At 27.5% G+C, this 26595-nt stretch carries 21 protein-coding genes, 1 pseudogene and 1 riboswitch; of the genes and pseudogenes, 2 read left to right on the top strand and 20 right to left on the bottom strand.

From position 1 onward, the window contains the following. Positions 1-371 precede the first annotated feature (371 nt). From guaA to IC219_RS13540, 8 genes and pseudogenes are all read right to left on the bottom strand, one after another. Positions 372-1910: a glutamine-hydrolyzing GMP synthase gene (gene guaA, locus IC219_RS13575; protein WP_227434621.1), complete on the bottom strand. Its 1539-nt coding sequence runs from the start codon at positions 1908-1910 to the stop codon at positions 372-374. 223 nt (positions 1911-2133) lie between these two features. Then, a riboswitch (purine riboswitch) is annotated at positions 2134-2235 on the bottom strand. A gap of 59 nt (positions 2236-2294) precedes the next feature. Further along, positions 2295-3427, bottom strand: a pseudogene (larC, locus tag IC219_RS13570) (nickel pincer cofactor biosynthesis protein LarC). 140 nt (positions 3428-3567) lie between these two features. Next, positions 3568-4308 carry a nickel pincer cofactor biosynthesis protein LarB gene (larB, locus tag IC219_RS13565; RefSeq protein ID WP_227824852.1) on the bottom strand — a complete coding sequence of 247 codons (741 nt, stop codon included), beginning with the start codon at positions 4306-4308 and terminating at the stop codon, positions 3568-3570. A gap of 267 nt (positions 4309-4575) precedes the next feature. Continuing rightward, a complete protein-coding gene (gene groL / locus IC219_RS13560; protein WP_227434619.1) occupies positions 4576-6204 on the bottom strand; it encodes a chaperonin GroEL in 1629 nt (542 codons plus the stop codon). 32 nt (positions 6205-6236) lie between these two features. Then, entirely contained in the window at positions 6237-6521 is a 285-nt protein-coding gene (gene groES / locus IC219_RS13555; protein ID WP_227831434.1) for a co-chaperone GroES, read from the bottom strand. A gap of 192 nt (positions 6522-6713) precedes the next feature. Continuing rightward, entirely contained in the window at positions 6714-8204 is a 1491-nt protein-coding gene (gene cls / locus IC219_RS13550; RefSeq protein WP_227434617.1) for a cardiolipin synthase, read from the bottom strand. A 19-nt stretch (positions 8205-8223) separates the two neighbouring features. Further along, positions 8224-9099 (bottom strand): DNA glycosylase, encoded by an 876-nt coding sequence (locus tag IC219_RS13545; protein ID WP_227434616.1) that lies wholly within the window; start codon positions 9097-9099, stop codon positions 8224-8226. 293 nt (positions 9100-9392) lie between these two features. After that, complete coding sequence (locus tag IC219_RS13540; protein ID WP_227434615.1) at positions 9393-10424, bottom strand: YeiH family protein; 1032 nt, start codon at positions 10422-10424, stop codon at positions 9393-9395. Positions 10425-10614: 190 nt separating this feature from the next. Between IC219_RS13540 and IC219_RS13535 the strand changes: the two genes are divergently transcribed. Further along, entirely contained in the window at positions 10615-11511 is an 897-nt protein-coding gene (locus tag IC219_RS13535) for a LysR family transcriptional regulator (protein ID WP_227483533.1), read from the top strand. A 236-nt stretch (positions 11512-11747) separates the two neighbouring features. Here IC219_RS13535 and IC219_RS13530 read toward each other — a convergent pair whose 3' ends face one another. The 12 genes from IC219_RS13530 to IC219_RS13475 form a co-directional block, all read right to left on the bottom strand. After that, positions 11748-12482 (bottom strand): MBL fold metallo-hydrolase, encoded by a 735-nt coding sequence (locus tag IC219_RS13530; protein WP_227831435.1) that lies wholly within the window; start codon positions 12480-12482, stop codon positions 11748-11750. Positions 12483-12795: 313 nt separating this feature from the next. After that, the gene (locus tag IC219_RS13525) at positions 12796-13314 is read right to left on the bottom strand and encodes a hypothetical protein (RefSeq protein ID WP_227831436.1); all 519 of its coding nucleotides are present in this window, start codon (positions 13312-13314) and stop codon (positions 12796-12798) included. A 78-nt stretch (positions 13315-13392) separates the two neighbouring features. Continuing rightward, entirely contained in the window at positions 13393-14319 is a 927-nt protein-coding gene (locus IC219_RS13520) for a ketopantoate reductase family protein (protein WP_227831437.1), read from the bottom strand. A gap of 219 nt (positions 14320-14538) precedes the next feature. Continuing rightward, positions 14539-15123, bottom strand: coding sequence for an orotate phosphoribosyltransferase (gene pyrE / locus IC219_RS13515; protein WP_227434610.1), 585 nt, complete (start codon positions 15121-15123; stop codon positions 14539-14541). A gap of 93 nt (positions 15124-15216) precedes the next feature. Continuing rightward, positions 15217-16119 carry a dihydroorotate dehydrogenase gene (locus IC219_RS13510; RefSeq protein ID WP_227434609.1) on the bottom strand — a complete coding sequence of 301 codons (903 nt, stop codon included), beginning with the start codon at positions 16117-16119 and terminating at the stop codon, positions 15217-15219. Next, positions 16112-16804 (bottom strand): dihydroorotate dehydrogenase electron transfer subunit, encoded by a 693-nt coding sequence (locus tag IC219_RS13505; RefSeq protein WP_227434608.1) that lies wholly within the window; start codon positions 16802-16804, stop codon positions 16112-16114. Before IC219_RS13505 ends, IC219_RS13510 begins: the two co-directional genes overlap by 8 nt. A 40-nt stretch (positions 16805-16844) precedes the next feature. Continuing rightward, entirely contained in the window at positions 16845-17765 is a 921-nt protein-coding gene (gene pyrB, locus IC219_RS13500; protein WP_227434607.1) for an aspartate carbamoyltransferase, read from the bottom strand. Between the two features lie 291 nt (positions 17766-18056). Continuing rightward, a complete protein-coding gene (locus IC219_RS13495; RefSeq protein ID WP_227483535.1) occupies positions 18057-19085 on the bottom strand; it encodes an NlpC/P60 family protein in 1029 nt (342 codons plus the stop codon). A 439-nt stretch (positions 19086-19524) separates the two neighbouring features. Further along, a complete protein-coding gene (locus IC219_RS13490) occupies positions 19525-20658 on the bottom strand; it encodes a M56 family metallopeptidase (RefSeq protein WP_227824861.1) in 1134 nt (377 codons plus the stop codon). A gap of 529 nt (positions 20659-21187) precedes the next feature. After that, entirely contained in the window at positions 21188-22318 is a 1131-nt protein-coding gene (locus IC219_RS13485) for a M56 family metallopeptidase (RefSeq protein ID WP_227831438.1), read from the bottom strand. A gap of 573 nt (positions 22319-22891) precedes the next feature. Further along, entirely contained in the window at positions 22892-24157 is a 1266-nt protein-coding gene (gene gluD, locus IC219_RS13480) for a Glu/Leu/Phe/Val family dehydrogenase (RefSeq protein WP_227434603.1), read from the bottom strand. 127 nt (positions 24158-24284) lie between these two features. After that, a complete protein-coding gene (locus IC219_RS13475) occupies positions 24285-25109 on the bottom strand; it encodes an ATP-binding protein (RefSeq protein ID WP_227434602.1) in 825 nt (274 codons plus the stop codon). Positions 25110-25379: 270 nt separating this feature from the next. Here IC219_RS13475 and IC219_RS13470 point away from each other — a divergent pair, with 270 nt between their 5' ends. Next, positions 25380-26567, top strand: a complete 1188-nt coding sequence (locus IC219_RS13470; protein ID WP_227434601.1) for an SAM-dependent methyltransferase — start codon at positions 25380-25382, stop codon at positions 26565-26567. The last annotated feature ends 28 nt before the right edge of the window (positions 26568-26595 follow it).

Genomic DNA, 26595 nt, shown 5'->3' with positions numbered 1-26595 from the left:
TTATCTATATTCACTTTAGAATTATATACCCCTAATCATTAAAGAAATCATTTTATGTAAGATAAAACCAAGGTTTATTCTCATTAGTAATGGATAGATTACTTATTTTAGACTTAACACAGTCCAATCCCTTAAAATCATTGGAAATATGAAAAATGTAAAGATCAAGGTAGACTTTTGAACATTTTATATCAATAGCAACTTTTTAGTGTCAAACAAGCTAAAATGTATTATGAATTTTACAAATATGAGTTAAATACAAATGTAATTTAAAAGAATAATCACACATCACTACATATAGGAAGACACATATGAAAAAATAGAAAAGAGCCAGAAATGCTATATCTAAAGAATTTCTGGCTCACTATCAACTATTCCCATTCTATTGTTCCAGGTGGTTTAGAAGTTATATCATAAACTACTCTATTTACTCCATCAACTTCATTAATTATTCTATTAGAAATTTTTTCTAACACATCATAAGGCATCTTATACCAGTCAGAAGTCATTCCATCAGAAGAAGTAACTGCTCTTAAACCAACTAAATAAGCATATGTTCTTTCATCTCCCATAACTCCAACAGTCTTAACATCTGGTAATGTTGCAAAAGCTTGCCATATTTCTCTATATAAACCAGCTTTTCTAAGCTCGTCCATATAAACAGCATCTGCTTCTCTTAATATATCACATTTTTCTTTAGTTACATCACCTATAACTCTTATTCCAAGACCTGGCCCTGGGAAAGGATGTCTAAATATTAATCCTTCTTCTATACCAAGTTCTAATCCTATTTTTCTAACTTCATCCTTAAATAGTTCTCTTAATGGCTCAACTATTTCTTGGAAATCCACATCTTCAGGAATTCCACCAACATTATGGTGAGATTTTATAGTAGCAGCACCATTTCCATGTCCACTTTCTATAACATCTGGATAAATTGTTCCTTGAACTAAGAAATCCATTTTTCCTAATTTATTTGATTCTTCTTCAAATACTCTTATAAATTCTTCACCAATTATCTTTCTCTTAGCTTCTGGCTCAGAAATTCCTTTTAGTTTAGATAAGAATCTATCTTCTGCATTAACTCTTATTAAATTTATATCGAATTTCTCTCTAAATATTCTTTCTACATCGTCACCTTCATTTTTTCTAAGTAAACCATGGTCAACAAATATACAAGTCAAGTTATCTCCAATTGCTCTATGAATAAGAACTGCAGCAACAGAAGAGTCAACACCTCCACTTAAAGCACATAAAGCTTTTTTGTCACCTATTTTTTCTTTTAATTCTTTTATTTTATCTTCTATGAATGAATCTGTAGTCCAGTCACCTTTTACTTCACATACATTGTATAAGAAATTTTTAAGTATCTTATCTCCCTCTAAACAATGTTCTACTTCTGGATGGAATTGAACTCCATATAGTTTTTGTTCTACATTTTCCATAGCCGCTACTGGACAATCTTTAGTATTTGCAACTATAGTAAATCCTTCTGGAGCCTTTTCTATTAAATCAGTATGACTCATCCAAACACTATTTGTAGTAATCCCTTCAAATAATGATGATTTTCCATAAGTTATAGATGTTTTTCCATATTCTTTTTCTTGTTTATTGCCTTTTCTTACAACTCCACCTAATACATGAGACATTATTTGAACTCCATAACATATACCAAGTATTGGTACTCCTAGTTCAAATATTTCTTTTGATATTGTTGGAGAATCTTCTAAGTATGCACTATTTGGCCCACCTGTAAATATTATCCCTTTAGGATTTTTTGCTTTTATTCTTTCTATGCTTGCAGTACATGGAAGTATTTCACAATATACGTTGTTTTCTCTAACTCTTCTAGCTATTAACTGATTATATTGACCTCCAAAATCTATTACAAGTACTAATTCATGTTTCATAAATTTCCATCTCTCCTTGTATAATATAGTTTTTATATATATTTATTTTAACACAATACAGTCTAAATTATATTAAATCTTTTTACACAAAAAACCTGTATAGTAACTTCCATAATTTCTAGCAAAAGTGAAATTACTATACAGGCTTCCAAAATGCCCCTTATCTTATAGCCAACATATAGGGAGTATAACTCAGCCTACACATTTACTTAACTAGGTCTTTTGGTATAATAATTTCACTCATAGTCAAGATATTTACGGTATCTTGGTAGAGACTCTCAGACCATATCTCTGAGCATATACGAGTGAGTTTATATTTTATATATTTTTTTCTGTTTGCTTTTATTTATTAAAGCTGAGTATTAATTTATCAAAATTTATTACTTATGTCAATAAGTTTTCACTAAATTCTTCTTTTATTCTAAAATTTATATCAGCAAACACTTTTTTTATAGGAATATCTTCATTTTTTGCTATAGTTTTACATTCATCATATTCTGGAGTAGCTTTAACTAATTTATCTTTGTAATACCCTAGTTTTATTGTAACTAATCCATATTTTGTGTCTAATTTTACAAACTTTCTATCTAAAATTTCTCTGTTGTAAGCATTATATCGTACTCCAAAAGTGCTAGTTTCTAAAAGCAATATTTCAATAAATTTTTCTAAATCTACTTTATTGCATAAAATCGATATTTTTGTTGCAGGTCTATTCTTTTTCATATAAATGCTTTCTGTATAAATATCTAACGCTTTCTCGTCTAATATTTTTTCATACAAATAAGAATATACTTCTGAAGACATATCATCAATATTTGCACTAATTTCATAAATTAATTCTTCTTTTTTTTTTCTCCTAATACTGTTCTTAACATATTAGGTACTTCAAATTTCTTATGACCTATTCCATATCCAATTTTTATTGGAGAAAACTCAAAATCCTCTACAAATTCATCACACAGAACTTTTATTATTGCAGCTCCTGTTGGAGTCGTACATTCTCCTTTTACATTATTTAATTTGATTGGTACACCTTTTAATATTTCCATAGTTGCAGGTGCAGGTACAGGCATGACTCCATGGTCACATTTTACAAATCCTGAACCAACAGATACTGTACTAGAATAAATCTTATCTATACAAAGTAAATCAACTAATATAGATGCTCCTACGATATCTACAATTGAATCTATAGCTCCTACCTCATGGAAGTGTATCTTATCTATTGTAGTTCCATGAACCTTTGCTTCTGCTTCTCCAATTACCATAAATATTTTTTTAGCATTAGCTTTTACATTTTCATTTAAATCACTTTCATCTATAATTTCAAATATATCCACTAAATTCCTGTGCATATGTGTTTCTTTCGTAATTACTTTTACTGTTATACCTGATATTCCACTTTCATTTTTTGAGCTTATATTTATATTAAATTCATCGCTCATTTTTAGTTTATGAATTTCCTCCAAAAAAATTTCCTCAGGTACACCTAAATTTAATAAGCTTGCAAGGGTCATATCCCCTGATATACCACTTACTATATCAAAATAAAGTATTTTTTCACTCATATATTTCTCCTCAGTTTTAATAATGAAAAATCTAATAAACATTAGATTAACATCGTATAATTTATGTTTAATTTATATCAATATACCTATTATAATTTATTTATCATAGCTGCCAAATATCCTGCTCCAAAACCATTATCAATATTTACAACAGATATTCCAGATGCACAACTATTTAACATAGCCAATAATGCTGCTAATCCTCCAAAATTGGCTCCATATCCAACAGATGTTGGTACAGCTATTACTGGAACATCAACTAGACCTCCAATTACACTTGCAAGTGCACCTTCCATTCCTGCAACAGCTACTACTACTCTAGCACTATCTATTTTGTGTCTCTTATTTAAAAGCCTATGTATACCAGCCACTCCAACATCATATATTCTATCAACATCATTACCTAAAAATTTAGCTGTATAATATGCTTCATCTGCTACTGGTATATCAGAAGTTCCTCCTGTTGCAATTACAATTTTGCCTTTTCCAAGATTCTCTATAGCATGATTTTGAATTTTAAGAATTTTAGATAATTCTTCGTATTCAGCATGACTATAAATTTCTTTAACTTTTAAAAATGTTTCTTTTCTACATCTTGTCCCCAATATATTAGAACCTTTTTGATTCATTTTATCAATAATTCCTAAAATATGTTCATCACTTTTACCTTCACAATAAATTACTTCTGGATATCCATTTCTTAATTCTCTATGATGGTCTATATTGGCATATCCAAGGTCTTCATAGGGTAAATCTTTTAATTGTTCTAATGCAACATCTATATCAATGTTTTCATTTTTAACCTGTTCAAGCAATTTTCTTAAGTCCATATTATCGCATCCTTTTAAACTTTGATTTATTCTCTATCAACAATTATACCTTAATTAATATATATCTAACATCATAACCTAAAAAATAACAATACAACTTCAAAGATATTATTATAATCCAGATACTAATTATCCAGATATATATATTAAAATTGTAAATGCATAAAAAAATTAAATATATACAAAAGAACTATTTCAACTTAGATACTAAAATCTAAGTCAAAATAGTTCTCTATCTTAAAATTTATATTTTTAAATATTTTAAGATTACATCATTCCTGGCATACCGCCACCCATTCCTGGCATTCCTACATCTTCTTTTTCAGGAAGGTCAGCAACAGCAGCTTCAGTAGTTAAGAAAGTACTTGCTATTGATGCAGCATTTTGTAGAGCACTTCTACTAACTTTAGTTGGGTCAACTATACCAGCTTCTATCATATTTACATATTTTTCATTTAAAGCATCAAATCCAGTTTCTGCTTCAGCGTTAACAACATTTTGTACAATTACAGCACCTTCAAGACCAGCATTTATAGCTATTTGTCTTAATGGTTCTTCTAATGCTTTTTTAACTATTTGAGCACCTAGTTTAACTTCTCCAGTTAAACTCTCAACTAGTGTTCCTATTGCTGGTATAACACTAACAAAAGCAGTTCCTCCACCAGCTACTATTCCTTCTTCTACAGCAGCTCTAGTTGCATTAAGAGCATCTTCTATTCTTAATTTTCTTTCTTTTAACTCAACCTCTGTAGCAGCACCAACTTTTACAACAGCTACTCCACCAGCAAGTTTAGCTAATCTTTCCATTAATTTTTCTCTATCAAAATCTGAAGTAGTTTGCTCTACTTGATGTTTGATTTGATTTACTCTATCTTCTATAGCTTTTTTATCTCCAGAACCATCTACTATTGTAGTGTTTTCTTTAGTTACTTTAACAGATGAAGCTCTACCTAACATAGATAAATCAGCTTCTTTTAAATCATATCCTAATTCTTCTGATATTACTTGACCACCTGTAAGTATAGCTATATCTTGAAGCATTTCTTTTCTTCTATCTCCAAATCCTGGAGCTTTAACTGCTACTACATCAAATGTTCCTCTTAATTTATTAACAACTAATGTAGATAATGCTTCACCTTCTACATCTTCAGCAATTATTAGTAGCTTTTTACCTTGTTGAACTATTTGTTCAAGAACTGGTAATAGCTCTTGTATGTTAGATATTTTTTTATCAGTAATTAATATATATGGGTCATTTAAAACTGCTTCCATCTTGTCTACATCTGTAACCATATATGCAGAAACAAATCCTCTGTCAAATTGCATACCTTCAACAGCATCCAATTCAGTATTCATAGTTTGAGATTCTTCAACAGTTATAACTCCATCTTTACCTACTATTTCCATAGCTTCTGCTATTAATTTTCCAACTTCTTCATCACCAGCAGATATAGAAGCAACTTGAGATATAGCTTCCTGTGTTTCTACTATTCTTGATTGATTTTTTAATTCTTCTACTGCTACTGTTACTGCTTTTTGTATTCCTTTTCTTAAAAGTATTGGGTTAGCACCTGCTGTTACATTTTTTAAACCTTCTCTGATTATAGCTTGTGCTAAAACTGTAGCAGTTGTAGTACCATCTCCAGCTACATCATTAGTTTTAGTTGCTACTTCTTTAACCAACTGAGCACCCATATTTTCAAATCTATCTTCTAATTCTATTTCTTTTGCTATAGTTACACCATCATTAGTTATAAGTGGAGAACCAAATTTTTTATCTAATATAACATTTCTTCCTTTAGGTCCTAATGTTACTTTTACTGTATCTGCTAATTTATTTACACCAGCTTCTAAAGCTCTTCTTGTTTCCTCTGAAAATTTAATTTCTTTAGCCATTTTAAACCCCTCCTAATAAATTTATTCTATATTTATTCAATAACAGCTAATACATCACTTTGTCTTAGTATTGTATACTCTTGTCCTTCTATTTTAACTTCTGTTCCAGAATATTTTTGGAATATAACCTTGTCTCCAACTGCTAATTCCATTTTTACTTCTTTTCCTTCAACTATCCCACCTGGTCCAACTTCTACAACTTCAGCTATTTGAGGTTGCTCTTTAGCTGCTCCTGGTAAAACTATTCCACTTGCAGTTTTTTCTTCTGCTTCCACTTTTTTAATTACTACTCTGTCAGCTAATGGTATTATTTTCATTATTCACGCCTCCTAAAATATTAAGTATAGACTAGTTTGCCTATGTTTTTAGTTATTTTTAAATTAATACTACTTTTATATGTAGATTTATATATATACTTTTTATTTATTATCACTCTATCTACTAGAGTGCTAACAATTATTATAATATACCAATCACACATAATTTTCAATACCTTTTTTAATAATTTTTTATAATATTGGTGAAAACAATCTGGCTACAGATTCTTTAATTTTTTGTACAATATTTCTGTTCTTAAATACCTCTAAATTAAGTTCTTCACAATGACTTAAATCTTCATAGAAATCATCTGTCATTACTTTAATAACATCTTCATCATAGATAAAAGCATTTACTTCAAAATTAAGCATGAAACTTCTTAGGTCCATATTTGCTGTACCTGCAGAAGCAATTTTATCATCTATTATTACGACTTTGGAATGTATAAATCCTTTTTTATACAAATAAACTTTACCACCTGCTCTTAATATTTCTTCAAAATATGAATAAGATGCTATATTAACTATTTTGTGGTCTGCAATTTTAGGAAATATTATTCTTACATCTACACCACTAAGCGCAGCACTTTTTATAGCTTTCAGCAGACTCTCATCTGGAATAAAATATGGAGTCTCTATATAAACACTTTGTTTAGCTTGACATATAGCAGAAAAATAAGCATAATGAATGTCTTCCCAATCACTATCTGGTCCACTAGCTACAACTTGTATCATACTCTCACCTATATTTCCGACACTTGGAAAGTAATTTTTAGTAACTAAAACCTCTTTTGTTGTATAGTACCAATCAATCAAAAATGTCATTTGAAGCATATATACAGAAATTCCTTTAATTCTAATATGAGTATCTCTCCAATACCCAAACTTCTCATTTTTTCCTAAATATTCATCTCCTATATTTATTCCACCTGTATATCCAATTATTCCATCAATAACAACAATTTTTCTATGATTCCTATAGTTTAACTTTCCTCCTATTATAGGGAATTTTGTAGGTAAAAAAGCTGCTATTTCTATACCTACTTCTCTCATTTCTCGGAAAAATTTTCTATTAAACCAAAATCTCCAACACCCTACATCATCATATAAAATTCTTATTTTAATACCTTCCTTAGCTTTTTTTATAAGCTCTTCTTTTAACACCCTACCTATTTCACTGTCTTTGATTATAAAGTACTCTAAATGAATATGGTCTTTAGCTTCTCTTATATCTTCTATAAGTCTCTTGAATTTTTCATTTCCATCTACAAAAACATCTACTTTATTGTTCTTAGTAAATGGAAACATCCCAGTCTTTAGTAGCATACTTATGACTCTTTTTCTATAGCTACCATCTTCCTCATCTCTTAAAAGCTTATTTTGCCTTATAGATTCTTTTTCTAGTTCAACAATTTCTGTTATCTTTTCTAATGTATCAAAAAGTTTCTTTTCTTTTATATTATTAGCTAGTTTTTGAGTTTTAAATAATTTTCGTTTTCTAATATTTCTACCCGAAATAGCATATATAATTAACCCTATCCCAGGAAATATGATAAACATCAATAACCAAGACATGGTTTTTGCAGGATCTCTATTTTCAAGTAATATAATTACAGAAATTATGGCTCCAGCTAGATATGATATAATTAAATAGAACAGAAATATTGTGCCTATCACTCCCATAATTCCTTCCCCCTTAAGTCTATTTTCCTATACCCAACTCTCTTGCATAGTAAAATAGATATTGTTGTGCAAACCCAGACATTTCTCCAAATTTATCAATCCCATAAGTTCTCATTTTAGGTAAACTCATATCTTCATTTATGTAGAACTCTTGCATAACTCTCTTAACCCACACATCAACTGGAAAAGAATCATATTTTTGCATACCAAATAACGCAATACAATCACATACCTTTGGACCTACTCCATTAAATTTTAAAAGCTCTTTTCTACAATCATCTGTACTTAAATTTACATATTCAGATACCTTATCATTATTTTCTATAACTGCCTGTGTAGTACTCTTTATGTACTTGTCTCTAAAACCTGTTTGACATGCTCTTATTTCCTCTTGTGAGGCTTTATTTAACTCTTCTGGTGTTGGAAATGCATAGTATTCTTTACCTTCATACTCACCTATGTATTTACCAAAACTTTTTGATAAGTTTTCTATAGCTCTTTGTATCATAGGAATTCTATTATTAGAAGAAATTATGAATGATATAAGCATTTCCCATCCATCTTGTCTCAAAATTCTTATTCCCCATCCAAATTCAGTAGCTTTATTTAAATATTCATCCATACTTTTTAGATTGTTTTTTATTTCTGTATAATCAGTCCCTAAATCAAAGTAATTATACCAAATGCTATTAAACTCCTCTAAATTTGTATTATTTAAATATACTTTATCATCTTCTTTTTTTACATTTAATATTCTACCTTTTGCAACTCCTGTGTATGAGCCATCTTCTTGCTTATGCCATCTAAAACATTGACCACACTCAAATATATGTTTTGGATCAAAATCTGTTACTCCTTCTAGTATAACTACATTATTCTTTTCATAAACATTCATATAAAAAATCTCCTTAATATTTATATTTTTATTTTATTTATCTACTTAAATATTTAACTGTGATATGTGCATTTTTCTTATTTTAACACAAAGATAAGTAATTTCAAAATTTATAATGTTATTATTATGTAAAATAATATTTTACTTTAAATTTTCACTATAAATAAAAAATGAACTCCAATAAGCTTATACCCATCTACACTTATTAGAATTCATTTTTTATTTATATTATCAGTTATTAATAACATATTATTTTGATTAAGTAAATTGATATTATAATCAATACTTCTATTCTATATAAATATTTTTATCAAAACTATCGCTGATATAACTTGTATTGTTCCTACAAATAGACCATATAAAGAAACTGCTTTACCTTGTCTTACTAAGTCTTTTACATTAACTTTTAATCCAATTGCTGCTAGTGCTATTATTTCAAATTTATTACTTATTTCTTTGCACAATACAGATACTTCTTTTGGTATAATATTAATTGAAAAAAGTGCACAAGTTATGAAAAAACCAATTACATACCATGGTATATTTATTTTTTTCTTTTTTATTTCATCTTTTTCTTCTTCAATAATTTCACTGTTAGACTTATTTTTCAAATGTCCAAATACTAAAACAACTACAACTAAGAATATTACTCTAACTATTTTGAAAATAGTTGCTAAATCCTTTACATTTTCCCCAACTATAGCTCCACTTGCCACAACTTGACCAATTGATTGTAATGTTCCACCTATCATTGCTGATGTTTTTACAAGCTCATGACTATATAAGAATTGAGATATTATTGGAAGTAAAAACATAAGAAATATACCAGTAACATTGACAATAGTTATTGCTATTCCTTTTTCTTTGTCTGTAGCATTAACTACTGGAACTGTTGCTGCTATAGCAGAAGAACCACATACTGCATTCCCACTTGCCATAAGAAATCTAAAGTTTTCACCAAAACCTAGCTTTTTACCTATATAAAGTGCTGATACTATTGTTATTGTCATTTGTAATATTATAAACAATATACCTGAAATTTTTAAATCTATTAGAGTAGATATACTAAGGGTTGCTCCTAATAATACTATTGAATATGATAGCAAATCTGTTTCTGAAAATTTATAGCCCCTTTGAAAGACTTTCTGATTTAAAAATAAATTTCCTACAAACATACCTAAAAATATAGAAATTGATGCTGCTCCTACTTTAGGTATTAATGTTGAAATAAATATACTAATATAACCTACTAATACAGATACAACCAACCCAGGTAATATTTCTTTTATATTCTTTAATGTAAAACTGCTTTTATTCTTTAACATAATATACCTACCTTCTAATTAATATAGTTTTCTTTACAATAATAGTATATAATTGTAATAACCATAAGTAAAATAAATATATAATATCGTAATGATTAATAATTTTAATGATTAATGTATATATTACAATTATCTGTAAGTAACTGATAAAAAATACAAAATTTTTATTATGCAAAGGAGATGTAAAAAATTGTTTGAAGAATTAAAAACATTTGTTGCTGTTGTTGAATATAAAAACTTCACCAAAGCTGGTGAATACCTAAATTTATCACAACCAAGTGTAAGTAAACATATTAAAAACTTAGAAAATTACTTTAAGGTTGTACTTATAAATAGATCTATTAAACAGAAAACTATTTTTATTACAGAAAGTGGACAAATATTATATAAAAGAGCCAAGGAAATACTAAATCTTTTAAGTGTTACATATCACGATGTAAATCAGGTTTCAGATGCTATAACTGGGCGTTTAAAGATTGGCGCAAGTTTAACTATTGGAGAATATATTCTTCCTAATTTTCTTGCACTATTTTCTCAAAAGTATCCTGATATAGATGTAGAAATTTTCATAGAAAATACATCCATTGTATCTTCTCATGTTAAGGATTATATTTTAGATATTGGACTTATTGAAGGGACTTGTTCTTCTCCCTCATTTATGCAAGAATATTTTTTTGAAGATAAGATGGTTTTAGCACTTCCGTATAATAGCCCTTTATTAAAAGATTTTAGTTTTGATAAGCTTCAAAATCAAAAATGGATAGTTAGAGAAGATGGTTCTGGAACTAGAGATTATTTAGATATGTTTTTAAGCATTAAGGAAATTATTCCAAAAAGTATGATGGTCTTTGGAAGTAATTATGCTGTCAAAGAATCAGTTAGAAATAATTTAGGAATTACAATAGTATCTAATCTCGTAACAAGCTTACCTGTTTTAAACAACGAACTGTCTGTCATAGAACTTGGAAGCAACTATAACAGACATTTTTCATATATCTTTCCAAAAGATATAACTTTATCAAAAGCAGCAAGTATTTTCATTGAAGAGTTAAAAGTATTTAGTAATTTAAATAGCATAAAAGATTAATATAATTTAAAGCTAACAATAAATTATAAGTTTTTTGAGAATGTTTATAGATTTGTGTAAATATATTTTTTCTTACTCAATATTACTGGAAATTTCTAATTCCAGTAATATTTTTATTCTCAAAATATTAAGTAAGTAATTATTTATAAATTTTTTGTTTCTTTCCTATTCATATTTAATTATTGTTTAAATAAACTTTTCATAAAGAACTGGATAGTATTTTCAATCATGTAACATTATTCAATAACTATATTTTTTAATGTTTCCATTATGTTTTTTTTATATAATCCACCATGACTAAAAACTATTTCCTCTATATCATAGTTACTTAATTTTTTAATAGCTTTTATCAATTCTTGCTTATCACTATGCATTACATCAACTGGTCTAAGTTTACCATCTCTTATATCTAATAAATCTCCAGCAATAAGTACTTTAGATTTTTTTAAATAAAGACATATATGACCCCTAGTATGACCTCCTGTGTGTATAACCTCTACTTCTTCACTTAAATTTAAAACTTCATGATTGTTTAAAGATACATCTACTGTAGTATATGATGACTTAAATCCAAATTTCATAGCATTTAACATATCAAGCATTTTATCATTAAGACTATCTATTTCTTGTTCTAACATGCAAAGTTTAAATGGGGTTTCTTCCCCTGTTATATAGTTGACTTCACTTTTGTATGCATATACCTTTATATCATTTTTAGATTTTTCTCTTAAATATTTTATATTTCCTATATGGTCTATATCATGGTGAGTTATTACTATATTTTTTAATTTATTAAAACTTGTATTACTATTATTAAGAGCATCAATTATTAAATCTCCTTGACCAGGAAGTCCAGTATCAACAAGAGTTACCTCATCTTCTGTATAGATTACTGGAATATATATAACTTTATCTTTGCCTAATATACTTGATGGAATTTCTAAAATATCTAATCCTTTTTTTAAATTCATAATATTTCTCCTTATAAGTATTGAGCTAGAGGTAAATTTAATCAAAAAAATTAAAAAACATAGATTGTCCTCTAGTTACATTATATTTATAAAAAACTATTAAAACCTAGTATATCACTGAAATAGAGAGATTACTCGACTTGATTTTTTTGTTATTTTATGATATAGTATTTAATATAAAAATAAGTAATCCCAATAGTTGTAGCTATTAAAAATATTTTTTAATTCGCATTTGATATATTATAAGATGGATAGTTCTAAAATTAAATTAACATTGAATTTCAAACCACTCTTAGTCATATTTGGGTGTTTTTTATTTTAGATAAAAGATAATTTTTATTTTAGACATCAAATATGTTGTTGGGAATCCTAACATCTGACAGAACCCTACTCCAAAAGCAAGAGGTTTAGAACCAATGATTTTCCAACCTGGAAGCACCTTCATCATAATGAATATATCAATAATAGAAACTGCAAACATACCTACAATTGGTACAAAAAGACTGATTAAACCTGTCAAAGAAACTTTTGCTAAAGAAGGAATAACAGCTGCGAACACAACCAGGTTGATAAAACCTTTGATTTTTCCTTTTTCTAAGATGTCTTTTGGTACAATACCAATACGAGTTACAAGAACACCAACAACAAGACATACAATAGAATAGTTCACATGGATAACCTCTGAAAACTCATATCCTAAATAAGAGAATATAGCTATAAGAAATATACAAATATTTGTAGAATAATATTTATCATATTTCTCACAGAATACTTGTTTTACTTTTGCTTCATGATACTCTACTAAAAGACAGTTTGCTTCCATTTTTATCAATTATGTCTACTAAAAAAGCTGTAGATAAATTTGTTTTGCACAGATTTACTTACAGCCTCAATTTTTTCTAAAAATTTTCTAAAATCTACTTTCAATTACTTTTATCATATAAAAAAAAGTCTGATTTATAGGAGTTGGTATGTTATACTTTCTTCCAAGCTCACAAATATTCTTAGAGAACATATCTACTTCTGTAAGTCTATGAGCCTCTACATCCTGAAGCATTGATGTTCTACCTTCTCTTGAATGTTCTAGTATTCTATGTAATGAATTTTCTACATCATCTTCCGTAAGGCATATACCTTTTACTTGAGCTATATCAACCACTTCTCTCATTGCAGATTTTGCTAACTCTCTTAGATATTCAGAATCTTGAAATACTCCATAAGAAGCGCCAAGTATAGCTGAAGTTTGATTCACCCCAATATTAACCATGTATTTCCACCACATGTCTCGTTGAATATTTTTTGATAATACATATTCTATATTTACACTATCAAAAACTTCAGTTATTATATCTGTTTTTCTATCTTCACTATTATCTTTATTTCCAAATACAATTATTCCATCTGTAGTATGTATAATATTATTTTCTATTTTTTTTGCATCTATATTTGTTACATATGAATATACCATTTTTTCAATTCCAAATCTTTCTCCTATTATCTCTTCACTATTAACTCCATTTAGTAAAGACATTAGTACTGTATCTTTTCCAACTAATCCATCTAACTCTTCTATATTTTCTTTTAGGTTATTATATTTTAAACCTATAATTATAAAATCAGCTTCTTGTTTATATTCATCTTTAGTTATATAATCGAAGTCATATCTTTTTCCATTTATTATAAAACCCTCTTCTAAATATCTTTTTTTTCTTTTTTGGTCACAAAGAATTTTAAAATCATATTTAGAATTTAAAAATTGTTCTGCAAAGGTAGCTCCAACAGCACCAACACCAAAAAATACAACCTTTTTTTGATTTTTCTTTAATTGATTACTCATACCGAAACCCTCCCCAATATATATAATAATTTTTTATCTTATAATTATATTGTACTGCTACCAGCTACTGTTTTGTAAATATATTTTTAACAAAAAACAGCTAGCTTTTTAAATGAAAGCTAGCTGTTTATTATATCTTATTTATATATTTAAATTGATATTTATTTAGTAAAAAAATTTGTATTTACTAAAATAATGTTAAATTTAATTAATTGGTTATTACATTCCTAATTCTTTAAATTCTCTACTTCCAGGTTTAACAACTGGTAATTTTCCTTCTTTACATAAAGGACATTCATCAGCTTCATAAACTTGAATATCAAGTTTTATTGCACTATATATAGGCATACCTATGTCATGATTAGTTCTATCAGCTATACAAGCGACACCTATAACTTCGCCACCTAACGCTTCTAATACTCTTTTTGTTTCCATAGTTGACTTACCAGTAGTAACAACATCTTCAGCAATTATTATCTTTGCACCTTTTTTAACTTCAAATCCTCTTCTTAACTCCATTGTATTATCTTTTCTCTCAGTGAATATAGCTTCTTTTCCTAATTGTCTTCCTAGCTCATAAGAAACTACTACTCCACCCATAGCTGGACCAACTACTAAGTCTATATCTAAATCTTTTATTTGTTCAACAACTGTATTTAATACCTCAGCTGCATACTCTGGAAATCTTAATAGCTTTGCACATTGCACATATCTGTTACTGTGCTTTCCTGAAGATAATAAAAAATGTCCTTCTAATAATGCATCACTTTTCTTTAATATATCTACTACATCTACTTTACTCATATTATTTTTTCCTCCATGTTAAATATTATAAAATTATATTTATTTTAATTTATATTCTTTGCTTTAATTGTACTTATTTGTCATACCTGTAACCTATATAATTCCTCTTATTTCTTCTAAATTCTTTATTCCTTCTCTATCCATAAATTCATTGATTCCATCTATTATCTCAAGCCCAATTTTAGGATTCATGAAATTTGCAGTTCCAACTTGAATACAAGTAGCTCCTGCCATTATAAATTCTATCGCATCTGTAGCTTTAGTTATTCCACCCATTCCCATTACTGGTATATTTACATTTTTACAAACTTCATGTACCATTCTAAGAGCTATAGGCTTTATAGCTGGTCCAGATAATCCAGCATATACATTTTCAAATACTGGCTTTCTATTTTTTATATCAATTGCCATTGCTTTAAAAGTATTAACTAAAGATACTCCATCAGCACCTTCTTCTTCACAAACTTTTGCCATACCCACAATATCTTCAGCATTAGGTGATAATTTTATTACTAGAGGTAGTTTAGTTGCGTTTCTTACCTCACGAACAACTTCTCTTGCCACTTCATTTTTTATACCAAAAGCCATTCCTCCTGCTTTGACATTTGGACAAGATATGTTCAATTCAATAATATCTATAGGTTTATCATTTAACAGCTTAACCCCAAGTAGATAATCTTCTAATGTTCCACCTCCAACATTAGCAATTCTAACTAAATCTAACTCACTGAAGAAAGGAAGTTCACTGTCTATAAATCCTTGAACTCCAGGATTTTCAAGTCCAACACTGTTCATCATACCTGATGGCGTCTCATGAACTCTCATACCATTGTTACCAGGTTTTTTATTTAAAGTAAGACCTTTACTACTTATACCACCAAGTTTTTGTATATCATAAATTTCATTATATTCTCTTCCAAATCCAAAAGTCCCAGACGCCATTATTACTGGATTTTTAAAATCAATATTTCCAAATTTTACGTTTAAATTAGCCATTAAAAATCACGTCCTCTCCCCAAAATACTGGACCGTCTTTGCAAGTTTTTTTATTTCCTTTAGTAGTCTTACATGTACATACTAAACACGCTCCTACTCCACATGCCATATGATTTTCAAGTGACACCATAATCCTTGTTTTAGTACCTTCTACCATTTTAACCAATTTTTCCATCATTGGAGTTGGCCCACATGTTAATATATAGTCATATTTTTCTACATCAATTATGTCTGTTACAAACTTATTTCCTACTGTTGTATATACCTCATTGCAAACTTCTCTATATTCATTTTCTAATATAACATCTTCTCTAAATCCAAGATAAGCATCGCAGTCTTTTATGTTTTTAGCAACTAAATATAATGGTGCTATACCGATTCCACCACCTACTAGAGCTACTTTTCCATCAACTTTACTATATCCATTTCCATAAGGACCCTCTAGTTTTATAGTATCGTTTACTTTTAAATTACTAATAATTTGAGTTCCTTCTCCTACTACTTTATAAAGAAAAGTTATACCTTCTTCATCTATATCATGTATACTTATAGGTCTTGAAAGGACTGGATAAGTATCCCATGCTCTTAGCATATAAAATTGCCCCATCTTACCTTCAAAAGCGCCTTTTACTTTCATTCTATACATATCTTCACCTATGTATATATTTTCTAGAATTTTATACATCCCAAAATCTCCTTTACTTCACTATTATATAATGTAACTACTAACCTTCATTTACACCTAGAAGCTTTATTATTAATGCCATTCTAACGAACATTCCATATTTAGCTTGCTTAAAATAAACAGCTCTATCATCTGTATCTACATCAACATCTATTTCATTTACTCTTGGTAGTGGATGCATTACTAACATACTTTCAGATGCTTTTTCTAATTTAGCTTTATTTAAAATATAATAGTTTTTTAGTCTTTCGTATTCTGATTTATCTTCAAATCTTTCTTGTTGAATTCTAGTCATATATAAAACATCCAAACTTCCTATAACATCATCTAAATTATTAGTTTCATAGTAAGCATGTCCCTTTATAGCTTCTTTTATATAGTCTGGCATTTTTAGTTCTTCAGGTGCTATAAATACAAACTTAGTATTTTTGTATCTCGCCATAGCCTTAACTAAAGAATGTACAGTTCTTCCATATTTTAAATCACCACATAATCCTATTGTGTGATTTTCTAAAGTTCCTTTTAATGATTTTATAGTAAGTAAATCTGTAAGTGTTTGGGTTGGATGCTGATTTCCGCCATCTCCTGCATTTATAAATGGTACTTCTGTAAATTTTGATGCTTCTGTAGCTGCACCTGATTGAGGGTGTCTCATAGCTATTATATCAACATAACTAGATACTATCCTCATCGTATCACCTAAAGTTTCACCCTTTGATGCAGATGATGAATTTGGCTCTGAAAAACCTACGACACGACCTCCTAGTCTGTTCATAGCAGATTCAAAACTTAATCTTGTTCTTGTTGATGGTTCATAAAATAATGTAGCTAATAGTTTACCTTCACATATATGAGAATATTTTGACGGATTGTCAATTATTTTTTGAGCTAATTCTAATATTTCATCTATTTCTTCTATAGAAAAGTCTTCTGGTTGGATTAAATTTCTTGATTTTAACATCTTTCGTCCTCCTTTTTTAGCCTCTCTGAACTAAAATTAAAAGTATTTTTGTACTGTTAGTAGCTTATCACCTTTACCTTATCCTGTCAAGGTATTGCGCAAATAATCATTATCTGGAAAGAATACTATTTAATAGTAATATTAATATAAGTCCACATCAAAATTTAAGATAATACAAAAACACTCTATATTGCATTTAACATATAATCATTTTATATTTCCTGATTAAATTAAATATAATATAGAGCATTTGTATTTATGTATTTATCAATTTGTTATAGTACAAATCGATTATAAGATTCTTTTTGCTGTAACAAATCTCGCTGTATAGTATGCTGAATTTATACTAGTTACACGGACTGTTTTTCCTGTTGATGGTGAATGTATCATATTACCTCCACCTACATATATACCAACATGACTAACAGAACCAGAACCATTAGTTGTAAAGAATACTAAGTCTCCTGGCTGTAAATTTGCCTTACTTACAGTTTGTCCATAATTAGATTGTGCCTTAGATGTTCTTGGTATCTTCTTTCCTACTGCATTTCTGTATACATATTGTGTGAATCCTGAACAGTCAAAAGTATTTGGCCCTTCTGCTCCCCAAACATATGGGCAACCTTGCTTAGAATAAGCCAAATTAAGTACAGCTTGAACTGCATTAGAGTTAGCTGTTGGCACATTTGAATTATTATTTTGTTGATTATTATTTGTGTTGTTTTGTTGAGTGTTATTTGTGTTTGTAGAATCTCCATTTTGAGTAACATTTTGGTCTACTTGCGGTTCTTCTATTACTGGAGCTTTATCAGTTACATAAGATGATTTTACATATCCTTCTGTTTCTCCATCTTTAACTTTCAACCAATCTCCATTTTCCTCTAAAACCAATAAAGAGCTTCCTTTTTCTAGCTCTCCAATTACTTCTGAATTTTCACTTTTATCTTTTCTTAAGTTTACTTTATCAGCGTTAGTATATCCTACCCCTTCAGATATATCTACATATCTAGTAGCTAACCAACCTTCGCCATCTTCAACTTTAACTTTAACCCATTCTCCTTGAATTCCTAGAACTGTAAATTCGTCTCCAGAATAAGCTATATTTTGAACTTGACCTTCTTCTCTTATCTTTATAGCTACTCCATCTTTTATTCTTGCAACTTTATATTTTACTTCTTTATATTCGCCTAAATTTAATTCAGTATTTGTTTTATCATCTTTATTTTGAGATGAATCATTTATTTCATCTGCATTTACAATTGAACTTACTGATAATGCCATAACTGATGCAAATACTGGTATTAATATCTTTTTCTTCACGATAAACCTCCTAAAATTTTCCCATAATTATCTTATGATTCTATTTTGTAGGTGAAGAGTACCTAAGGATAAAATACTAATACACAATACATTAATAAAAGCTCTATCTGTAACTTTTTTGTAAACCTCTTTATATAACTTTTATAGTATCATTATATTAATAAATAATAATTAATTAGTTTATCCAATATGTCACCTAAATATACATTATTTACTTCATTATATAATATGAGTTTGTAAAAGTAAAGAATTTTGTACCTTTTGAAGCTAAAGTACGCATAAATATTGTTTTATGTGTTTTTTTGTGCGTTTTTATGCATCGTATATTTTTTAATAAAACTTCTATAAAGTTAGAAATATAGTGAATTTTTTAACTTATTCTAAGTAAAAAGTCACCTTTATAAAAGTGACTTTTAGATTATAATTTTTTTAAATTTGATTATGGTTCTACTAGTATATCATAAAATTCTACAACAATCTCCATTCTGTCAGAATCTTTAGGAGTTAATCCTATACTTTCACAGTTTTCTTTATGTTCTCTTCTCATACTTTCAGGAGCATCTGCATATGTAAATGGTATGGTTGAAACTGTCATAGAAAAAATGTTTCCTGTAACTTTTACATCTTTAGGCAATATATTCAAATCAATGATACTAGTTAAGCTAATCTTTAAAAAAGTAATAGAAGATAATAAGCATAAAATTAATGCTATTAAAATACCATTTTTATATTTTTCATTAAACATATTCATTACTCTTTTTCTAATATCAGATTGTTTATGTAATCCAGCCACAAATTTATTTGAAGTATTTGAACCTCTTCTCATTGCATTTATAATTGTTAAAGCATAGTCTTGTTTTTCTTCTTCACTACGGTTCTTTAAAACTCTCTCATCACAATAAAGTTCACAGTCTAAATCTATATGTTTATCCATTATATATACAAATGGATTAAACCAATATACTATTTTCAAAAATATCATTACATACTTTAGACAAAGGTCTTTACTCTTAAAATGCATAAGCTCATGCCTAAAAATCCAGTCGAGTTCTTTTAAATTATAGTCATGTGGTGGTAAAAGTACACATGAATCAAAAAATGCTGGTGTTTCAACTTCATAAGAATATTTTAATTTTATATCTTTTGTTATATCAAATTCTTTTAATATATCTTTATAAAGATTTATTATTTCTTTATCCTCAACATCATAGGATAAATCATTTATTAAATTTTTAAGTTTTATGTATTTAAATATAGTATAAATTAAATATATTACTACAGTTATAAGCCAAGTATATAATAAAATATTATTCTTTAAATTTGAAATATTATTAAAGCCTTCTAAATTTATATTATTAATATTGATATTTTCTTTGTTTCTCAAGATGTTTATTGTAAATGTATAGTATGTAAAAGGTAACAACAACTTAATAACTATTATCATCCATATGTAATAATTAAATTTTTTACTAAATCTTTTGAATACATTTTTCTTAAAAATCAATATCAGAAAAATACTTAAGCTACTTACTATAGTAGTTCTAAAAATCCCATTTAGAATTAAGTTAGTCATTAATTCTCACCCATCTTATTTTTTAATATTTTATATTTAAGTTTAATTATTTGTTAAATTTTTCATAAAATGTTTTTAAATTTTCAATTTAAATGTTTATTTAATAAAATTATTTTAATATTTATATACATTTAATAGCATATTAAATATATATTATTTCTTGTTTTTATTAGATATTCTTTACTCTTTAATATATCTATTTCTTATTGTTTTGAATTATCATAAGTTATAATAATAAATAATCTTTGTTTAATTATAACTTAGCAAGAATTAGCTCACAATTTTCATTAGTTAATTAAAATAATTATCTATAAATTTTATTTATAATATTTTATCATAATATTATAAATAACAGTTGAAAAATGTCTTAAATAATTTTGATTCATCTAATTTTTAATGCTTGTACACAATACAATTTTTTTATACCTTGGATAATTATATTTTATTATTTGATATGGATAAATTCCTATACCCATATCATAATTGAGTATCTATAAGAAGGTTTAATTGATGACTCTAGACAATTTAACTATTGCATTAATACATCATTATATTGTATGGGAGTATCTATAATATCAGAATCTTTAGGAATCATGCCCAATGCTTCACAATTTTTTTTATATCTTTCTCTAACTTTTTCAGGAGCATCTGCATATGTAAATGGTAAAGTTAAAACTACTGTACTACCAATAATTTGTGTTTCTTCCATATTTTTAGGTAATACATTTAAATTAACAATACTGGTTGAACTAATTTTCAGAAAAGTAATAGAAGATAATAAGCATAAAGTTAATGCCATTAGAATACCATTTTTATATTTTTCATTAAACATATTCATTACTCTTTTTCTAATATCAGATTGTTTATGTAATCCAGCCACAAATTTATTTGAAATGTTTGAACCTCTTCTCATTGCATTTATAATTGTTAGAGCATAATCTTGTTTTTCTTCTTCACTACGATTTTTTAAAACTCTTTCATCACAATAAAGTTCACAATCTAAATCTATATGTTTGTCCATTATATATACAAATGGATTAAACCAATATACTATTTTCAAAAATATCATTACATACTTTAGACAAAGGTCTTTACTCCTGAAATGCATAAGTTCATGCCTAAAAATCCAATCAAGTTCTTTTAGCTTATAGTCATGTGGTGGTAAAAGTACACATGAATCAAAAAATGCTGGTGTTTCAACTTCATAAGAATATTTTAATTTTATATCTTTTGTTATATTAAATTCTTTTAATATATCTTTATAAAGATTTATTACTTCTTCATCCTCAACATCATAGGATAAATCATTTATTAAGTTTTTAAGTTTTATGTATTTAAAGATATTATAAATTAAATATATTACTACAGTTATAAGCCAAGCATACAATAAAATGCTATTCTTTAAAGTTGAAATATTATTGAATCCCTCTAAATTAATATTATTAATATTGATATTTTCTTTGCTTCTCAAGATGTTTATTGTAAAGGTATAGTATGTAAAAGGCAACAACAGCTTAATAACAACTATCATCCATATGTAATAATTAAATTTTTTACTAAATCTTTTAAATACATTTTTCTTGAAAATCAATATCAGAAGAATACTTAAACTACTTACTATAACAGTTCTAAAAATCCCATTTAGAATTGAATTAACCATATATCTTCACCTAACTTATTTATTAGTATTTTGTATTTGAATTTAATTATCTCTCTAACTTCTTTCTATGACATTTTATGTAATAATAAATGTCCATCTTACTTCAATGTGTATTGATTCTATATAAACATGGAGATTTAACTAAAGTTAAACTAGTTTTTGATTTCCTTTACAAAACCTCTTTTATTTAAATCATATTTATTTTAGAAATATATTTATTTTTATTTAATATTTTTTCAATTAAGTTTATAAAACTATTTTTATTTAATTATAGCTTATTCATAATTAGCACGTCAATTGACAAGAATTAGTTTAAGTCATAAATATAGACTCTATCTAAAACCCATTAATATTACATTATAAATGTTTTGAAAGTAAATAATTTTAATTGCATCAACTTTAGTTTATTGCTTCTAATTATATTTAATTTTTTTCATAAGTTACATTAATATGTTCTACAAAATAAAAAATGACCCAAATCACTTTGAGTCATATAACTTTTAAGGACTGTACATAGTACAGCCCTTTTTATATATTAAATAATTATATCCTATTATTTATTAAGAGTAAATTCTAGTACCATCCTCTTAATTTCATAGCTTCAGCAACTCTCTTAATTGAATGCATATAAGCAGCTTCTCTCATTGTAACATTGTACTCTTCTTTGATTTTCCAAATAGATTCAAATGCTTTAACCATAGCTACTTCTTCTTTTTGCTCTACTTCTTCTTCTGACCAGTAGTATCCATATAAGTTTTGTACCCACTCGAAGTAAGAAACTGTAACTCCACCAGCATTAGTTAATATGTCTGGAGTAAGAACTATTCCTCTTTCAGCAAATACTTCATCAGCCTCTGGAGTAGTTGGTCCATTAGCAGCTTCACAAACTAATTTAGCTTTTATAGATTCAGCAACTTCTTTAGTTATAGAGTTTTCTAATGCAGCTGGGATTACTATATCAACATCTGAAGCCCAGAACTCTTCTAAAGATATTCTCTTAGCTCCTGGGAAGTTTAATAAGTTACCATGCTCTTTCATATGATCTAACATAGCTTGACCATCTAACCCATTTTCATTGTATATAGCATAAGAACCTTCTGATTTACACCATTCAGCCATAGCTACGACAGTACCACCAAGTTTTTCACAGTTAAGAACTGTGTAAGAACCAACGTTTCCTATACCTTGAACAGCTAATTTAGCTTTTTTCATATCTATTCCTAATTTAGCAGCAGCTTCTCTTGCAGTTACAGCAACACCAAATCCAGTAGCAGCTGTTCTTCCTAAAGAACCACCAAATTCAACTGGTTTACCAGTTAAAACACCTATAGCACTTTGTCCAGTTAATTTATTATATTCATCAACCATCCAAGACATTATTTGTCCATTAGTGTTTACGTCTGGTGCAGGAACGTCAACTTTTTCACCTATTAATTTATATATTCCATCTATGTATCCTCTACTTAATCTTTCTAATTCACCTTGAGATAAAGTTGATGGATCTACTATTATTCCACCTTTACCTCCACCATATGGTATACCTGTTACAGAACATTTGAAAGTCATCCATATAGATAAAGCTTTTACTTCGTCTCTTGAAACATTTGGATGGAATCTTATTCCACCTTTTGTTGGCCCTACTGCATCATTATGTTGTGATCTAAATCCTTTAAAAGTTTTTATAGAACCGTCATCCATTTTTACTGGAATTGAAACCTCAATAACTCTCATAGGTTCTTTTAATAATTCATAAACTGCTGGTTCCATACCTAATTTATCACATGCATTTTTTACTTGAGATTGCGCCATCTCGAAGACATTTACATCTTTTCCTGACATTTGAAAGCCCCCTTATAAATACGTTATAATTATGTATACTCCATTTAGAAAAACCATTTCCTAAATTTACAGTTTAATTATAGCACACTTTATTGCAAATTAGTATATCATTTTTTCAGTTTATTTTTTAACATGGGAGGAAGTTTATTTTTTTAATTTTATGAATGTTAATATCTATTTTTTGTACATTAACTAAAGTCATTCTCTCAATAGACTTTTTTATTATCTGTTGCATACTTTCAATTTTTTTTATAATTTCTAAATCATTGATATTTATACTTACAAAAATATTCATAAAATTATTGCAATTCTCTATATTGATTTTATTTATTCTATCAATGCTTCCAAAGTTGTACACTTCATATTCAATTATTTGTTTAATTACATCTGCATCAATATAAACTTTGCCAATATAACTAAAAGTAGGTCTTATAATTGTCTTTTCTAAAACGACCATATTTATATTATTTCCTTTTCTAAAAAGCCTTTTTAATGGATTTATACTAAGACCACTTGTCATATTTTTTATTTCAACTGCTGGAACAGGAATTACATGATTTCCTTCTTTTCTAGATTGTTTTGCTATTTCTATTTCATATTTAGTACTTATATCTTGAATATTTATAAATTTATAAACTTTTCCGATTGATAATCTATCTACAATCTGATTAATCATTTTTTTTGAAGTTCCTATAACAAGAATCTTATTTATATTTTCCTTCTCTATTACCTCTCTAACCTTCTGCCGATGTTCTAAATTATAAAAAATAGCTCTTTTAACTGCCTCAACAGTAGTCTTTGCTTGTTTTGCTGATATACCTGCTAAAACTTTATTTCTATATATTAAAATACCATCATCAATTATATAATCTATGTCATTTTCATATGCAAACTCTAGTGCCTTATAACTTTTTCCTGTACCACTTGACCCAACTAAAGCATATACTTCCATTTGATATCTCCTTTATTAAATAGTTTCAGACTAATTGCTTCAAAACTTTATTATTAATTAAAGTTATTATATCACTACTAATTGAATATTATATCCAATACTAAAATTTATAAAATAAATAAAATACTAAAAGATAAGATTCCTTTATAAAGTAAAAAGTTGATTCAACGAAAAATCAACAAAAAAAATTTTACTTTTTAAAAAAAAGGAATATAATATACTTTAAAGCAAGGAAAACTTACTGGATTTACATTAAAAGGAGCTGGTAATATGAACATTACAAAAAATTTTTTAAAAGACTATTTAGAAAAATTTAATGAAACACCATTTCTAGTTAGGCTTAAAGACGGGGAAGAATTTCTAGTTGGAGATAGCTCTCCTCAATTTAAAGTTATTGTAAATAATGATATTAGCAAATCTGAATTATTAAAAAGTACATCTTTAGCACTTGGAGAGGCCTATATAAATAGAGACATTGAAATTGAAGGAGATTTATTTTTAACCTTAAATCTACTTCTAAAACAAATAGACAAATTTAGTATTGATAACTCAGCTGTAAAACATTTGCTACATTCATCTAATTCGATGAGACATCAAAAGAAGGAAATACACGCTCATTATGACATTGGAAATGATTTTTATAGTTTATGGCTAGACAAAACACTTAGTTATTCTTGTGCATATTTTAAAGATGATAATGATAATCTTTACGAAGCTCAGGTTAATAAAGTTCATCACATATTAACTAAACTAAATTTAGAAGAAGGTATGAGTCTTCTTGATATTGGTTGTGGATGGGGATTTCTATTAATAGAAGCTGCAAAAAAATATAAAATTCATGGTGTGGGAATTACACTTAGCGAAGAACAATTTAAAGAGTTTAATACTAGAATTAAAGAAGAGAATCTTCAAGATTACCTTGAAGTAAAACTTATGGACTATCGAGAACTTAAAGAATCAAACCTTACATTTGATAGAGTTGTTAGCGTTGGTATGCTTGAACATGTTGGCAGAGAAAACTATGAACTTTTTATTAAAAATGTAAATGCTGTCCTAAAAGATAGTGGATTATTTTTGCTTCACTATATAAGTGGCTTAAAAGAATCTTATGGAGACCCTTGGATAAAAAAATATATTTTCCCAGGTGGAGTTATCCCTAGCTTAAGAGAAATGATACATATTTGTAGCGATTATAACTATCATACTATAGATGTTGAAAGTTTAAGATTACATTATGTAAAAACTTTATTATCTTGGCATGAAAATTTCTATGATAATCTTCCTAAGATTAAAGAAATGTTTGATGATAAATTTATAAGAATGTGGGATTTATATCTTTGTTCTTGTGCTGCTGCTTTTAATACTGGCATTATAGATATACATCAAATACTTTTCACTAAAGGCATAAAAAATGATTTACCTCTAACTAGAGATTACATGTATTCTTGTTCAAAATAGATATTTTTATAAATTAATCAAATTTTGA

This window comes from Clostridioides sp. ES-W-0018-02 (assembly GCF_020658175.1).
Lineage (GTDB): Bacteria > Bacillota > Clostridia > Peptostreptococcales > Peptostreptococcaceae > Clostridioides.
The sequence above is the reverse complement of the archived record's forward strand: the minus strand, read 5'-3'. Positions and strand labels throughout refer to the sequence as shown.

What these genes read in the sequence shown, in the direction of transcription:
- guaA (WP_227434621.1), bottom strand. Translation starts at nt 1,910, where the DNA reads ATGAAACATGAATTAGTACTTGTAATAGATTTTGGAGGTCAATATAAT.
- larB (WP_227824852.1), bottom strand. Translation starts at nt 4,308, where the DNA reads ATGGACTTAAGAAAATTGCTTGAACAGGTTAAAAATGAAAACATTGAT.
- groL (WP_227434619.1), bottom strand. Translation starts at nt 6,204, where the DNA reads ATGGCTAAAGAAATTAAATTTTCAGAGGAAACAAGAAGAGCTTTAGAA.
- groES (WP_227831434.1), bottom strand. Translation starts at nt 6,521, where the DNA reads ATGAAAATAATACCATTAGCTGACAGAGTAGTAATTAAAAAAGTGGAA.
- cls (WP_227434617.1), bottom strand. Translation starts at nt 8,204, where the DNA reads ATGGGAGTGATAGGCACAATATTTCTGTTCTATTTAATTATATCATAT.
- IC219_RS13545 (WP_227434616.1), bottom strand. Translation starts at nt 9,099, where the DNA reads ATGAATGTTTATGAAAAGAATAATGTAGTTATACTAGAAGGAGTAACA.
- IC219_RS13540 (WP_227434615.1), bottom strand. Translation starts at nt 10,424, where the DNA reads ATGTTAAAGAATAAAAGCAGTTTTACATTAAAGAATATAAAAGAAATA.
- IC219_RS13530 (WP_227831435.1), bottom strand. Translation starts at nt 12,482, where the DNA reads ATGAATTTAAAAAAAGGATTAGATATTTTAGAAATTCCATCAAGTATA.
- IC219_RS13520 (WP_227831437.1), bottom strand. Translation starts at nt 14,319, where the DNA reads ATGAGTAATCAATTAAAGAAAAATCAAAAAAAGGTTGTATTTTTTGGT.
- pyrE (WP_227434610.1), bottom strand. Translation starts at nt 15,123, where the DNA reads ATGAGTAAAGTAGATGTAGTAGATATATTAAAGAAAAGTGATGCATTA.
- IC219_RS13510 (WP_227434609.1), bottom strand. Translation starts at nt 16,119, where the DNA reads ATGGCTAATTTAAACGTAAAATTTGGAAATATTGATTTTAAAAATCCA.
- IC219_RS13505 (WP_227434608.1), bottom strand. Translation starts at nt 16,804, where the DNA reads ATGTATAAAATTCTAGAAAATATATACATAGGTGAAGATATGTATAGA.
- pyrB (WP_227434607.1), bottom strand. Translation starts at nt 17,765, where the DNA reads ATGTTAAAATCAAGAAATTTAATCCAACCAGAAGACTTTTCTATAGAA.
- IC219_RS13490 (WP_227824861.1), bottom strand. Translation starts at nt 20,658, where the DNA reads ATGACTAACTTAATTCTAAATGGGATTTTTAGAACTACTATAGTAAGT.
- IC219_RS13485 (WP_227831438.1), bottom strand. Translation starts at nt 22,318, where the DNA reads ATGGTTAATTCAATTCTAAATGGGATTTTTAGAACTGTTATAGTAAGT.
- gluD (WP_227434603.1), bottom strand. Translation starts at nt 24,157, where the DNA reads ATGTCAGGAAAAGATGTAAATGTCTTCGAGATGGCGCAATCTCAAGTA.
- IC219_RS13475 (WP_227434602.1), bottom strand. Translation starts at nt 25,109, where the DNA reads ATGGAAGTATATGCTTTAGTTGGGTCAAGTGGTACAGGAAAAAGTTAT.
- IC219_RS13470 (WP_227434601.1), top strand. Translation starts at nt 25,380, where the DNA reads ATGAACATTACAAAAAATTTTTTAAAAGACTATTTAGAAAAATTTAAT.